Annotated in this window: 9 protein-coding genes; 4 read left to right on the top strand and 5 right to left on the bottom strand. The window is 67.8% G+C overall.

Going from position 1 to position 13,631, the window contains the following annotated elements; genetic code table 11:
* Window positions 1–81 precede the first annotated feature (81 nt).
* From RAB71_RS10400 to RAB71_RS10385, 4 genes are all read right to left on the bottom strand, one after another.
* On the bottom strand, window positions 82–858 hold the full coding sequence (locus tag RAB71_RS10400; RefSeq protein ID WP_010343324.1) for an ABC transporter permease: 777 nt from the start codon (window positions 856–858) through the stop codon (window positions 82–84).
* Window positions 842–1,675: an ABC transporter ATP-binding protein gene (locus tag RAB71_RS10395; RefSeq protein WP_010343325.1), complete on the bottom strand. Its 834-nt coding sequence runs from the start codon at window positions 1,673–1,675 to the stop codon at window positions 842–844. The genes RAB71_RS10400 and RAB71_RS10395 overlap by 17 nt, the downstream gene beginning before the upstream one ends.
* A gap of 11 nt (window positions 1,676–1,686) precedes the next feature.
* The gene (locus RAB71_RS10390; protein WP_010343326.1) at window positions 1,687–2,739 is read right to left on the bottom strand and encodes an ABC transporter substrate-binding protein; all 1,053 of its coding nucleotides are present in this window, start codon (window positions 2,737–2,739) and stop codon (window positions 1,687–1,689) included.
* Window positions 2,740–2,822: 83 nt separating this feature from the next.
* Window positions 2,823–3,929 carry a 4-oxalomesaconate tautomerase gene (locus RAB71_RS10385; RefSeq protein ID WP_010343327.1) on the bottom strand — a complete coding sequence of 369 codons (1,107 nt, stop codon included), beginning with the start codon at window positions 3,927–3,929 and terminating at the stop codon, window positions 2,823–2,825.
* Between the two features lie 104 nt (window positions 3,930–4,033).
* On the opposite strand from RAB71_RS10385, the gene RAB71_RS10380 reads away from it, so the two are divergent.
* The 4 genes from RAB71_RS10380 (at window position 4,034) to RAB71_RS10365 (ending at window position 11,397) form a co-directional block, all read left to right on the top strand.
* A complete protein-coding gene (locus tag RAB71_RS10380) occupies window positions 4,034–4,936 on the top strand; it encodes a LysR family transcriptional regulator (RefSeq protein WP_010343328.1) in 903 nt (300 codons plus the stop codon).
* 170 nt (window positions 4,937–5,106) lie between these two features.
* Complete coding sequence (acnA, locus tag RAB71_RS10375) at window positions 5,107–7,866, top strand: aconitate hydratase AcnA (protein WP_010343329.1); 2,760 nt, start codon at window positions 5,107–5,109, stop codon at window positions 7,864–7,866.
* Window positions 7,867–8,692: 826 nt separating this feature from the next.
* Window positions 8,693–10,375 carry a long-chain fatty acid--CoA ligase gene (locus RAB71_RS10370; RefSeq protein ID WP_010343330.1) on the top strand — a complete coding sequence of 561 codons (1,683 nt, stop codon included), beginning with the start codon at window positions 8,693–8,695 and terminating at the stop codon, window positions 10,373–10,375.
* Window positions 10,376–10,524: 149 nt separating this feature from the next.
* On the top strand, window positions 10,525–11,397 hold the full coding sequence (locus tag RAB71_RS10365) for a crotonase/enoyl-CoA hydratase family protein (protein ID WP_010343331.1): 873 nt from the start codon (window positions 10,525–10,527) through the stop codon (window positions 11,395–11,397).
* A 52-nt stretch (window positions 11,398–11,449) separates the two neighbouring features.
* Here RAB71_RS10365 and RAB71_RS10360 read toward each other — a convergent pair whose 3' ends face one another.
* The gene (locus RAB71_RS10360) at window positions 11,450–13,630 is read right to left on the bottom strand and encodes an ATP-binding protein (protein ID WP_010343332.1); all 2,181 of its coding nucleotides are present in this window, start codon (window positions 13,628–13,630) and stop codon (window positions 11,450–11,452) included.
* Window position 13,631: the final 1 nt, after the last annotated feature.

Genomic DNA, 13,631 nt, shown 5'->3' with positions numbered 1-13,631 from the left:
GCTGGCCCGTTGCGATGGTGCGGGGGATGCGATACGCGCGACAGGCGCGCCACCGGCCGGGCCGGCGGCGCGCGGCCGCGGTCAGCTGGTGGCCTGGTTCTGCGCGTTGGGACGCCAGGTGATCAGGCGGTTCTCGATCACGTCCAGCAGCGCATCGATGAGCAGCACGAAGGCGGCCAGGATGATGATGCCGGCGAACACGCCCACGGCATTGAAGTTGCCCTCGGCCTGCGCGATCAGGTAGCCCAGGCCGGCGGAGGCGCCCAGGTATTCGCCGATGATCGCGCCGACCACGGCAAAGCCCACCGAGGTGCGCAACGACGACAGGATCCAGCTCGCCGCCGCCGGGAAGTACACGTGGCGCAGCAGGTCGCGGCGATTGGCGCCGAGGATGCGCGCATTGGCCAGCACCACCGGATTGACCTCGCGCACGCCCTGCATGGCGTTGAAGAAGGTGGTGAAGAACACCAGGGTCACCGCCAGCGCCACCTTCGACCACAGGCCCAGGCCCAGCCACAGCACGAAGATCGGCGCCAGCACCACGCGCGGGATCGCATTGAAGCCCTTGATGAAGGGATCCAGAATCCGCGCCGAGCGCCGGCTCAGGCCCAGCCACACGCCGCCGGCCACGCCCAGCGCGGTGCCGATGACGTAGCCGAGCGCGGTCTCGGTCAGGGTGATGTAGACGTGCTGGTAGAACCCGGTGTCGGACAGCCAGGCCCAGGCCTGCTGCACGATCGCCGTCGGCGCCGGGAAGAAGAACGGGTCGATCAGGCCCAGGGCGATGCCGCCCTCCCAGCCGCCGAACACGGCCACGACCAGCGCGAGCTGGATGAGTTTGTCAGTCTTGGCGTGCATAGCTCTTCTCCACTTCGCCGCGCAGGCAGGCCCAGATGTCGCGGTACAGGTCGGTGAAACGCGTGTCGAGCTTGATCTCGGCGACGTTGCGCGGGCGCGGCAGGTCCACGTCGAAACTGCGCACCACGCGGCTGGCGGGGCCGGAGGACAGCACCACCACGCGGTCGCCCAGCGCGATCGCCTCCTCCAGGTCGTGGGTGATCAGGATCACCGAGCGGCGCTGCTCCTGCCACAGCCGCAGCAGTTCGTTCTGCATCAGGTGGCGGGTGTGGATGTCCAGCGCCGAGAACGGCTCGTCCATCAGGATCACCTTCGGCTCCACGATCAGCGCCTGCGCCATCTGCACGCGCTTGCGCTGGCCGCCGGAGAGCTGGTGCGGATAGCGATGCTCGAACCCGGCCAGGCCGACCTTGGCCAGCCAGGCATTGGCGCGCTGCCTGCGCTCGGCGTCGGCCACGCCGCGAAAGCGCAGGCCCAGCTCCACGTTCTGGAAGGCGGTCTTCCAGGGCAGCAGCGCGTCCTGCTGGAACAGATAGCCGACCGCCTCCTGCACACCGGCGACCGGGCGGCCGTCGATGACGACCTGGCCGGCGGACGGCGACAGCAGGCCGGCCACCGAGTTGAGGATGGTGCTCTTGCCGCAGCCGGTGGGGCCGACGATGGCCAGGAATTCGCCATCGGCGACCTGGATGTCCACGTCGCGCACGGCGGTGAAATCGCCGAAGGACATGGTGACGTTGTTGATCGCGACCATCGTCTGCGCCGGATCGAGGTGCGGCGCGCCGTTGAGGCGCTGCACGGTAGCGTTGCGTGCCATGGTTCCTCCGCTCACGGTTGGGCCGCCTTCGCCGCACCGCTGGCGCGATCCACGAAGGCGTTGGTGTAGGTCTTGGTCAGATCGATGTCCGCGCGCGCCACGTCCTTGTTGAACTCGCGCAGCACGGTCAACGGCGTTTCCAGGTCGGCGGCGACGAAGCGCCCGTCGCGGGTGAAGATGGCACGGGCGTTCTCCACCGCACGCGCATAGGTGGCGCGGTCGCCGGACACGTAGGCATCGGGCAAGGCCGCGACGATCTCCTCGGCGGAGTGGTCGGCGATGAAGCGCAGCGCCATCTGCTCGGCACGCACGATCTTCTCCGCATCCTGCGGCCGCTTTTCCAGGAAGCTGCGGTTGGCGTACATCACCGAGGTCGGATACAGCCCGCCGTACACCTGGCGTGCGCCGGCATCGCTGCGCGCGTCGATCAGGATCCTGCCGATCTTGCGCTCGCTGATCAGGGTCGCCGCCGGATCGTAGTTGACCAGCAGGTCGATCTTGCCCTGCTCCAGGGCCGCCACCGCGGCCGCGCCGGAGCCCACGCCGATCAACGACACCGCGCTCTCGGCGATACCGTTGCGCGCGAGGTAATGGCGCACGAAGAAGTCGGACGAGGAGCCCGGCGCGGTGATGCCGACCTTCAGGCCCCTGATGGTCTGCGGCTTGGCCGGATCGAAGGCGGTGTCGTTGCGCCCGGCCAGCACCAGCCCGGAATTGCGCGACAGCAGCACGAAGGCGACCACGTCCTTGCGCTTGGACTGCATCTGGATGGTGTGGTCGTAGAAACCCACCGCCACGTCGGTGGAGTTGGCCACCAAGGCCTGCAGCACCTTGGAGCCGCCCTGGGCGAAGTTCTCGGTCTTGACCTTGACCCCGACCTGGTCGAAGTAGCCGTTGGCGTCGGCGATGAAGAACGGCAGGTTGTTGAGATTGTAGGACCCGACGCTGATGCGCACGGGCGTGGCGTCGGCGCTCGCCGCATCGCCGCCGCCCTTGCCGCAGGCGGTGAGAAGCAGCAGGCCGACCGCGGCGAGCGCCGCGGTGAAGAACGTTCTGGACAACATCGATCCCTCCCAGGATTGAAGCGTGTGCGTTGTCGGTCGCGGAGGCCTGCTTGCATGCAGGCGCCCGGCCGGTTCGGGTCATGTCATGCCGCGGAGATCCATTGGCGGGCCTCGGTGGACACGGGCGAGGTCGCGAAGACCCGCCCTTCGAACAGCCGGCGGGCGGTGCGCACCACGCTGGCGACGATCGGCGCATCGGCCGCGGTGCGGCTCAATCCCACCTCCAGGGCGCCGCTCGGATGTTCCAGGACGACGTGGCGCGGCAGCGCCGCATCGCCGACGAAGGCATTGGCCAGGGTACCCGGCGTGGCCGCCGCGGTGGCGATGCCGACCGCACCGGTGATGGCCAGCGCGGTGTGGCACTGCTGCGGCATGAAATAGCGCACCTGCAGGTCGCCGCCGTGCTGCGGCGCCGACAGCAGCACCGGCTTGGGAATCACCTTGCTGCCGACGTCGGCGATGCCCATGCGCGCACCCGCCTCGATCCGCAGCCCCTCCAGCCGCGCCAGCAGCGCGGCATCGGCATTCAGCTCGGCAGGCGAGGCATCGCCGCGCACGCCGAGATCGGCGGCACGCAGCAACATCATCGGCATGGCGCAATCCACCAGACTCGTCGTGACCCCGTCGATGGTGTCCTGCGCCTGCCCGCTCGGCAACAGCTTGCCGGTGCGCGCGCCGGCCGCGTCCAGAAACGACAGCCAGATCGGCGCGGCCGCGCCAGGCGCCCCGGCGATGCGCGTCTCGCCACGGTACACCACCCGGCCATGCGGCGTTTCCACCGTGGCCACGATCAGCTTGCCGGTGTTGACGTTGTGGATGCGCACCTGGGTGCGCGGATGCTGCGCCTGCACCAGGCCGCGCTCAATCGCGTACGGCGCCACCGCCGCCAGCATGTTGCCGCAATTGGGCGAGGTGTCCACCACCTGCTGCTCGACCCGCACCTGCGCGAACAGATAGTCCACGTCCGCGTCGGCGCGACTGGAGCGGTCGATGATGGCGACCTTGCTGGTCAGCGCGTTGCCGCCGCCGATGCCGTCGATCTGCAGCGGATGGCCGGCGCCCATCACCTCCAGCAGCAGGCGGTCGCGGCGGGCGGGATCGGCCGGCAGGTCCGGCGCGAAGAAGAACGGCCCCTTGGAGGTGCCGCCGCGCATGAGCACGCAGGGAATGCCGAGCAGATCGTTGGACATGGTGTAGATTGATGCGCTATGAAGATGAATGTCTTCGTCTGATTCGATACTTGCATGACCCCAATTGATCTGTGAATTGCTAATTTTCCAATGATTGATTACATATGAGCATCAATTGCGAAATCCTCGACCTGCGCGCGTTCCTGCTGGTGGCCGAGACGCGCAGCTTCCATCGCGCGGCCGAGGCGCTGCACATGTCGCAGCCGGCGCTGAGCCGGCGCATCCAGAAGCTGGAACAGGCGGTGGGGTCGCCATTGCTGGAGCGCACGACCCGCAGCGTGGCCACCACCGCCATCGGCGAGAACCTGCTGCCGCTGGTGCGGCGCATGATCGAGGAGTTCGACGGCTCGCTGTTCTCGGTGCGCGGCCACGACGATGCGCGCGGCGCCACCGTCACCATCGCCTGCCTGCCGACCGCCGCGTTCTACTTCCTGCCCAGCGTGATGGCGCGCTTCCGCGAGGCGCATCCGCATGTGCGCTTCCGCATTCTCGACATCCCGGCCACCGAGGGCCTGCAGGCGGTGGAACGCGGCGAGGTCGAGTTCGGCATCAACTTCATGGGCGCCAACGATCCCAACCTGGATTTCGACGTGCTCGCCGAAGACCCGTTCGTGCTGGCCTGTCGCCGCGATCATCCGCTCGCGAAGAAACGCCGGATCGAATGGGCCGACCTCGCCCAGCACCAACTGATCACCGTGCATCGCACCAGCGGCAACCGCACCCTGCTCGACGGCGCACTGGCGCGCGAGAATCTGAAGCTCAGCTGGCACTACGAAGTGACCCACCTGTCCACGTCGCTGGGCATGGTCGAGGCCGGCATTGGCGTGTCGGTGCTGCCGAAGATGGCCACGCCCGACGGCGAGCATCCGATCCTGGTGACGCGGCCGATCGGCAATCCGGTGGTCTCGCGCACCATCGGCATCGTGCGCCGGCGCAGCGCGCTGCTCTCGCCCAGCGCCGAACGTTTCCTGCAGATGCTGATGAGCCGCTGGCGCGGCAAGCCGTGACACGGGCGCTACATCTGAACGTGTAAGCTTCGGCCCGACGCCTTGGGCCGCCGCGCCTTCCGGCCGCGTCGCGACGCGACGCAATGCCGGCAACGCAACGGCCCGGCACTCGCAAGCAGGCTCGTCACAGCGGGCCACTGCAAGCCACCCGCAATCAGGAGTTCCCCCGCATGAACGACTCGTTCTCCACCCGCAGCCAGCTGCACGTCGGCGGCAAGACCTACGGTTACTTCAGCCTGCCCAAGCTCGGCGAGCGCTTCGACATCTCGCGCCTGCCCTACTCGCTGAAGATCCTGCTGGAGAATCTGCTGCGCCACGAGGACGGCGGCGCGACCGTCGGCAAGGAGCACATCGAAGCGGTGGCGCAATGGCAGCCGACCGCCGAGCCGGACACCGAGATCGCGTTCATGCCGGCGCGCGTGGTGCTGCAGGACTTCACCGGCGTGCCGTGCGTGGTCGACCTGGCGGCGATGCGCGATGCGGTGGTCAAGCTCGGCGGACGCCCGGAGCAGATCAACCCGCTGATCCCGTCGGAACTGGTGATCGACCACTCGGTGCAGGTGGACGTGTTCGGCAAGCCCGACGCGCTGGATCTCAACGGCAAGATCGAATTCCAGCGCAACAAGGAACGCTACGGTTTCCTTCGCTGGGGCCAGAAGGCCTTCGACAACTTCAAGGTGGTGCCGCCGAACACCGGCATCGTGCACCAGGTCAACCTGGAGCACCTGGCGCGGGTGGTGATGACTGGCGAACGCGATGGCGAGGCGCTGGCCTATCCGGACACCGTGTTCGGCACCGACAGCCACACCACCATGATCAACGGCATCGGCGTGCTCGGCTGGGGCGTGGGCGGCATCGAGGCGGAAGCGGCGATGCTCGGCCAGCCCTCGTCGATGCTGATCCCGCAGGTGGTGGGCTTCAAGCTCACCGGCAAGCTGCCCGAAGGCGCCACCGCCACCGACCTGGTGCTGACGGTGACGCAGATGCTGCGCAAGCACGGCGTGGTCGGCAAGTTCGTCGAATTCTTCGGCGACGGCCTGCAGCACCTGCCGCTGGCCGATCGCGCCACCATCGGCAACATGGCGCCGGAGTACGGCGCCACCTGCGGCATCTTCCCGATCGACGCCGAATCGCTGACCTACCTGCGCCTGTCCGGGCGCAGCGAGGAGCAGATCGCGCTGGTCGAGACCTACGCCAAGGCGCAGGGCCTGTGGCACGACGCCGACAGCGCGCACGCCAGCTACAGCGCGACGCTGGAACTGGACATGGGCGACGTCAAGCCGTCGCTGGCCGGCCCCAAGCGCCCGCAGGACCGCGTGCTGCTGGAAGACATGCAGCGCAACTTCCGCGACAGCCTGGTGCCGTTCGCCGACGCGCGCAGCAAGCGCCACAGCGATGCGAAACAGGAAGACCGGCTCAAGAACGAAGGCGGCGGCGGCACCGCGGTCGGAGTCCAGGCGGCGCAGGCGCAGGAGGCCGAGGCCAGCGGCGCCGGCTGGCGCCTGCGCGACGGCGCGGTGGTGATCGCGGCGATCACCTCCTGCACCAACACCTCCAACCCCGCAGTGATGCTCGGCGCCGGCCTGCTCGCACGAAACGCCGTGGCCAAGGGCCTGAAGGCGCAGCCGTGGGTCAAGACCTCGCTCGGGCCGGGCTCGCTGGTGGTCACCGACTACCTCAAGAAGGCCGGGGTGATGGACGACCTGGAACAGCTCGGCTTCTACGTGGTCGGCTATGGCTGCACCACCTGCATCGGCAACTCCGGCCCGCTGCCGGAGGACGTGTCCGCGGCGATCGCCCAGGACGACCTGGTGGTGGCCTCGGTGCTGTCGGGCAACCGCAACTTCGAAGGCCGCGTGCATCCGGAAGTGAAGATGAACTACCTGGCCTCGCCGCCGCTGGTGGTCGCCTACGCCATCGCCGGCACCACCGACATCGACCTGACCCGCGACCCGCTCGGCACCGGCAGCGACGGCCAGCCGGTGTACCTGCGCGACATCTGGCCGAGCAACAAGGAAATCGGCGACACCATCGCCGCCACGGTCGGCCCGGAAATGTTCAAGCAGAACTACGCCGACGTGTTCAAGGGCGACAGCCGCTGGAACACGATCGCCTCGCCCGACGGCGAGCTGTACGCCTGGGACGGCGCCTCCACCTACATCAAGAACCCGCCCTACTTCGACGGCATGACCATGCAGGTCGGCCGCATCGAGGACGTGCACGGCGCGCGCGTGCTGGGCCTGTTCGGCGATTCGATCACCACCGACCACATCTCACCGGCCGGCAACATCAAGAAGGACTCGCCGGCGGGCCGCTTCCTGCAGGAGCGCGGCGTGCAGCCGGCCGACTTCAACAGCTACGGCAGCCGCCGCGGCAACGACGACGTCATGGTCCGCGGCACCTTCGCCAACATCCGCATCAAGAACCTGATGTTCGGCGGCGAGGAAGGCGGCAACACCCTGTACCACCCGCCCGGCGGCGGCCAGCCGGAAAAGCTGGCGATCTACGACGCGGCGATGAAGTACAAGGCCGACGGCGTGCCGCTGGTGGTGATCGGCGGCAAGGAATACGGCACCGGCTCCTCGCGCGACTGGGCGGCCAAGGGCACCAACCTGCTCGGGGTCAAGGCGGTGATCGCCGAGAGCTTCGAGCGCATCCACCGTTCCAACCTGGTGGGCATGGGCGTGCTGCCGCTGCAGTTCCTCGACGGCCAGAACGCGCAGAGCCTGGGCCTGGACGGCTCGGAAGTCTTCGAGATCACCGGCCTGCAGGACGGCGCCAGCAAGCGCGCCAAGGTCGTCGCGACCAAGGCCGACGGCAGTGCGCAGTCCTTCGAGGTGGCGGTGATGCTGCTGACCCCGAAGGAGGTGGAGTACTTCCGCCATGGCGGCCTGCTGCAGTACGTGCTGCGGCAGTTGGCTGCGCGCTGACCGACCCAGCGCTTTCCGCCAGCGGAAACCCGGCCCCCGCGCCCGCGCGGGGGCGCTGCGCCGGCGCGCGAACCCGTGGTTCGCAAGCGCGCCGGCTCGCCCACCACGGTGGCCTGCTGCAGTACGTGCTGCGTCAGTTGGCCGCGCGCTGACCGACCCTGCGCTTTCCGGTAGCGGAAGCCCGGCCCCCGCGCCTGAGCGGGGGGCTCTGTCGGGGCGCTTGAACCTACGATTCGCGTGTTCTCGCGCCCGCGCCGTGGCCACAGTGAATTGCTGCAGTACCTGCGCCCCCAGTGGCTGCGCACTGATGCACCTTGCAGTTTGTGCGAACCACTGACCGCATACGCGCTAAAAGCAAAGGCTTTCGCCTTGCGGCGAGTTACTTTTCTTTGCTTGTGCAAAGAAAAGTAACCAAAAGAAAGCACACCCTGCCTCGCGCCCTCCGCGCTGCGCGCTCCGGGTCCGCGTCCAGCACGGGGATCCGCGGAAGGGGCATCCTGCCCCTGCCGCGGACGGCGTACATCCATGTACACCGCCCTTCGGGTGTTTCCCCGCGCTGGCCGCCGCTTCGGAAGGGAACCCGGTACGGCAACAGCAACGACCAACAGCAACAGCAGGTGCAACGGCAAAAGCAGCGTTGCTGGCGTCTGGGCGGTCATCGCTCTTCGGCATTCCCAGCAGAACCATCACCCAAAGACATCCGTCAACCAGGCATTCGGTGCTCTCCCCTGTTCGCCTTTTCCCTACGGAACGGTATGCTGCCGTTGCCGGTTCTGACGGATACTGTCCGTCGTGAGCCAATCAATACGTTTCCTGGAGGGGGAATATGAGTCTGGATCGTCCGTGGTTGCAGAGTTATCCGGCCGGCGTTGGCGCCGACATCGATGTCGAGGAATACCGCTCCGTCGCCGCCGTCTTCGAAAGCTCCGTGGCCAAGTTCGGCGACCGCCCCGCCTACAGCAACTTCGGCAAGACCCTGACCTACCGCGAGGCCGGCGAACTGGCCCGGCAATTCGCCGGCTACCTGCTGGGCGAACTGCAGCTCAAGAAGGGCGACCGCGTCGCCCTGATGATGCCCAACTGCCTGCAGTACCCCATCGCCACCTTCGGCGTGCTGCTGGCCGGCATGACCGTGGTCAACGTCAATCCGCTGTACACCCCGCGCGAACTGCGCCACCAACTCATCGACTCCGGTGCCAGCGCACTGGTGGTGATCGACAACTTCGGCACCACCGTGCAGGACGTGCTCGCCGACACCCCGGTCAAGCAGGTCATCACCACCGGCCTGGGCGACATGCTGGGCTTCCCCAAGGGTCCGCTGGTCAACTTCGTCCTGAAGTACGTCAAGAAGCTGGTCCCGGACTACGACATCCCCAACGCGATCCGTTTCCGCGACGCGCTGACCCTCGGCCGCCTGCACACGCTGCCGCCGATCGACATCGCGCCGGACGACATCGCCTTCCTGCAGTACACCGGCGGCACCACCGGCGTGGCCAAGGGCGCCATGCTGACCCACCGCAACCTGGTCGCCAACATGCTGCAGGCCGGTGCGTGGATCTCCGCGACCGGCAAGCTGGAGGAAGGCAAGGAAGTCATCATCACCGCGCTGCCGCTGTACCACATCTTCGCGCTGACCGCGAACGGGCTGGTCTTCATGAAGCTCGGCGGACTCAACCACCTGATCAGCAATCCGCGCGACATGCCCGGCTTCGTCAAGGAACTGCAGAAGACCCGCTTCACCGCCTTCACCGGCGTCAACACCCTGTTCAACGGCCTGCTCAACACCCCCGGCTTCGACAAGGTGGATTTCTCCTCGCTGAAGTTCACCCTCGGCGGCGGCATGGCGGTGCAACGCGCGGTGGCCGAGCGCTGGAAGCAGGTCACCGGCGTCACCCTGGTCGAGGCCTACGGCCTCACCGAGACCTCGCCGGCGGCCTGCATCAATCCGCTGACCCTGACCGAGTACAACGGCGCGATCGGCCTGCCGATCCCCTCCACCGACGCCTGCGTCAAGGACGACCAGGGGAACGTCCTCGCCCATGGCGAGGTCGGCGAACTGTGCATCCGCGGGCCGCAGGTGATGAAGGGCTACTGGCGCCGGCCGGAGGAAACCGCCAGCGCCATCGACGCCGACGGCTGGCTGCACACCGGCGACATGGCGCGGATGGATCCGCAGGGCTTCTTCTATATCGTCGACCGCAAGAAGGACATGATCCTGGTGTCCGGTTTCAACGTGTATCCGAACGAGGTCGAGGACGTCATCGCGATGATGCCGGGCGTGCTGGAAGTGGCCGCGGTCGGCGTGCCGGACGAGAAGTCCGGCGAGGCGGTCAAGGTGGTGATCGTGAAGAAGGACCCCAACCTGACCGCCGAAGAGGTGAAGGCCCACGCCCGCGCCAACCTCACCGGCTACAAGCATCCGCGCATCGTCGAGTTCCGCAAGGAGCTGCCCAAGACCAACGTCGGCAAGATCCTGCGGCGCGAACTGCGCGACGCGCCGCCGCAATAAGCAGGTCCGACGGGCGTCCACGCGGCGTCCGTGCAGGCGCTGGCAGGGCGGGTTCCGGCCGCTACACCCGGGTGTAGCATCCGCCGGGTGGAAACGCACTCGCCCGCTGCGCCACGCCATCTCCGCGGGCGTCTTTCCGAGAGCCCGCCATGAGCACGATCGACCCGCTGCCCCGTACCCGCGCCTACTCCAGCATCCGCATCGATGCCGACGGCGACGACGATAGCCACTGGCTGTACATGCATGCAGGCGGTGCCGCGAAGCAGCGGCCCTGCTTCCATCCCACCTTGATGCGCGAGATGCACGGCTACCTCGCCGCGATCAGCCAGCCCGGCACCCCGACCTCGGCGCGGCTGGGCAGCCTGGTGCTGGCGTCCGATGGCAGCGCGTTCAACCTGGGCGGGGACCTGGAACTGTTCGGCCATTACATCCGCCGCCGCGATCGTGCCGGCCTGATGGCCTACGCGACGAGCTGCATCGATGGCGTCCATCGCTTCCATACAGGGCTCGGCGGCAATTTCCGCACCATTGCCCTGCTGCAGGGCGACGCGCTCGGAGGCGGCCTGGAGATGGCGCTGTCGTGCCATCTGATCGTGGCCGAGGAAGACGTCGGCATGGGCCTTCCGGAAATCATGTTCGGCCTGTTTCCCGGCATGGGCGCGTATTCGTTCCTCAGCCGTCGCATCGCGCCGCATGCCGCGGAGAAGCTCATCCTGGGAGGCCATGTCTTCAGCAGCCAGGAGATGCACGCCATGGGCATCGTCGATGTGCTGGTCCCCAAGGGCCAGGGCAAGGAGGCGGTGCGCGACCTGATCCAGCAACAACGACGGGCGCCGCTGGCGCATCTGGCGATGAACGCGATGCGCAACGTGGTGCAGCCGGTCAGTCGCGAGGAATTGCTGACGGTGACCGAAATCTGGGTGGACGCCGCGCTGGCCCTGGGCGAGAAGTCGCTGCGGACGATGGATCGGCTGGTGCGGGCCCAGGTCCGGCGCGCGCAAGCCGGCGTCGTTGCCGCCTGAGCGGCGTGCCGGCGGCAGTGAGGGGATGACCCGGCCGCGCGCCGGGCGTTCCTCAGCGCAGTTCGCCGTCCTGCACGGCGCTCTGCCGGGCGCGCAACTCCAGGGCTTCGCGGCCTTCGGTCAGGCTGGCGTTGAGCGCCATCAAGCGCTGGCGCCACTCGCTGCGCACCTGCCATTCCGGCATCTGCATCAGCTCGCCGCCAAGGCTGGCGAGCCGTATCAGGCCGAGGTTGCTGGCGACGCCCTTGATCGCATGCGCGTGTTCGCGCAGGCGCTCCCAATGCTCGGCTTCGCCGGCGATCTGCATGCCGCCGAGGCAGCCCTCGGCATCGTTGAGGCATTGCGAGATGAACTCGCGCTCGAAGCCATCGCCCATGCCGAGCCCGGCGAGTTCGTCCAGGACCGACGAATCCAGCACCCCTTCGCTCGACACTGGCATCTGCCGCACGCTCGTGTCGTTGCCGACGCGCAGGCGCCCTTCCATCGCGATGTCCGAGAGCGTATCCAGCAGGCGGTTGGCCACCACCGGTTTGGCCAGAAAGGTCCTGGCGCCGGCCTGTTCGCAGCGCTGGATCGATTCGGGAGTCACATCGGCGCTGAGCACCACCACCGGCGTCCGCGGTCCGCCGGCCTGCATCACCCGCAACTGCCGCAGCATGTCCAGGCCGCTCATGCCGGGCATGTGCAGGTCGACGATCACCGCGTCGAATTCGGTCTCGGCCAGCGCGTCCAGCACCGCCTCAGCGCCGTCGACGCAGATGACACGATGGCCGGCCTTCTGCAGCATCCGCTGCAGCACCATGCGGTTGGCGGCGTGATCGTCGGCGACCAGGATGCGCATACCGCGCACCCGCGCGCGGTGGCGCAGGAACGGGTCGGAGAAGGCGATGACGTTGCCGCTGGTATCGAACTCCTCGGCCGCCGCCGGCACGCTGGCCGGCTGCGCACCCAGGTCCGCCGACGCCGGCACCGCCGCGGCCACGAACGGCAGTTCGAACCAGAAATGGCTGCCGCGCGGGGCATTCTCCTGGTAGCCGATGCTGCCCCCCATCGCCTCGACCAGGCCCTTGGCGATCGTGGTGCCGAGGCCACTGCCTTCGTAGCGGCGCGACAGGCCGACGTCAGCCTGCTCGAACGCCTCGAACAGGCGCGGCCGCATGTCCGGCGTCACGCCGATGCCGGTATCGACGATGTCGAAACTCAGGCGCGTCGGCTGCCCCTGCTCGTTCTTGTGCAGGCGTACGCGGATGTCGACCCGGCCGGTCTCGGTGAACTTGATGGCATTGCCGGCCAGGTTCAGCAGCACCTGGCGCAGATGGCCCGGGTCGCCGGAGAGGTAGTCCGGCACGTCCGGGGCGACATCCACCTGGTAGGTCAGCAGCTTGGCGCGTGCCTGCGGCTGCAGGATCAGGCTGATCCCTTCCAGGGTTTCGCGCAGCGAGAAATCGCGCTTGTCGAGCCGCAGCTTGCCGGCCTCGATCGCGGAAATGTCCAGCACTTCCTCGACCAGCGACAGCAGGCTGCGTGCGGACGCCTGGATGGTGTTGACGCACTCGCGCTGCTCGGCGTCCAGGCGTGTGGTCGCCAGCACCTCGGTCATGCCGGACAGGCCATTCAACGGGGTACGGAACTCGTGGCTCATGTTGGCCAGGAAACGGCTCTTGGCCTCGCTGGCGCGGCGCGCCTCGGCGGTGGTGCTGGTCAATTGCCGCAACAGTCCCGACAGGTACAGCGGGATGGCGGCCAGGCCGACCAGCAGGCCGATGCCCAGGCCGCGATTGGCGATCCAGTAGTCGCTGGTCATCAGCGTGATGCTGAAACTGGCCACCGCCATGGCCACGGCCAGATACAGATAGCGGTTGCCATAGCGCAGGCCGTTGCCGATGGTGACCCACATGATGACCACGTAGATGCAGGCCATCGGCTCGCCGATCGCGCTCATCGCCATCGACATCAGCCCGTAGTCGGCCACCATGCCGATGATCCGGCGCACGTCCGAGCGCTGCGGCCGGAGCACGATCCAGGTCATCAGGGCCAGGGCCACCGCCTGCGAGATCAGGGTCAGGCCGATGACGTAGGCGCGCTGCCGCGGGGCGATGTCCCAGCCCTGCGAGAACGACAGTTCGTAGGCCAGGATCAGCGCGACCATGCAGATGCGGACGAACGCCTGGCCGTGCTCGGTATCCTTGCGCTCCGCGAACCGTTGCCGCACCCACCTGATCGCCGAGATCATG

The sequence above is a fragment of the Xanthomonas sacchari genome (assembly GCF_040529065.1).
Classification (GTDB): domain Bacteria; phylum Pseudomonadota; class Gammaproteobacteria; order Xanthomonadales; family Xanthomonadaceae; genus Xanthomonas_A; species Xanthomonas_A sacchari.
The sequence above is the reverse complement of the archived record's forward strand: the minus strand, read 5'-3'. Positions and strand labels throughout refer to the sequence as shown.

What these genes read in the sequence shown, in the direction of transcription:
- RAB71_RS10390 (WP_010343326.1), bottom strand. Translation starts at nt 2,739, where the DNA reads ATGTTGTCCAGAACGTTCTTCACCGCGGCGCTCGCCGCGGTCGGCCTG.
- RAB71_RS10395 (WP_010343325.1), bottom strand. Translation starts at nt 1,675, where the DNA reads ATGGCACGCAACGCTACCGTGCAGCGCCTCAACGGCGCGCCGCACCTC.
- RAB71_RS10360 (WP_010343332.1), bottom strand. Translation starts at nt 13,630, where the DNA reads ATGATCTCGGCGATCAGGTGGGTGCGGCAACGGTTCGCGGAGCGCAAG.
- RAB71_RS10370 (WP_010343330.1), top strand. Translation starts at nt 8,693, where the DNA reads ATGAGTCTGGATCGTCCGTGGTTGCAGAGTTATCCGGCCGGCGTTGGC.
- RAB71_RS10400 (WP_010343324.1), bottom strand. Translation starts at nt 858, where the DNA reads ATGCACGCCAAGACTGACAAACTCATCCAGCTCGCGCTGGTCGTGGCC.
- RAB71_RS10365 (WP_010343331.1), top strand. Translation starts at nt 10,525, where the DNA reads ATGAGCACGATCGACCCGCTGCCCCGTACCCGCGCCTACTCCAGCATC.
- acnA (WP_010343329.1), top strand. Translation starts at nt 5,107, where the DNA reads ATGAACGACTCGTTCTCCACCCGCAGCCAGCTGCACGTCGGCGGCAAG.
- RAB71_RS10385 (WP_010343327.1), bottom strand. Translation starts at nt 3,929, where the DNA reads ATGTCCAACGATCTGCTCGGCATTCCCTGCGTGCTCATGCGCGGCGGC.
- RAB71_RS10380 (WP_010343328.1), top strand. Translation starts at nt 4,034, where the DNA reads ATGAGCATCAATTGCGAAATCCTCGACCTGCGCGCGTTCCTGCTGGTG.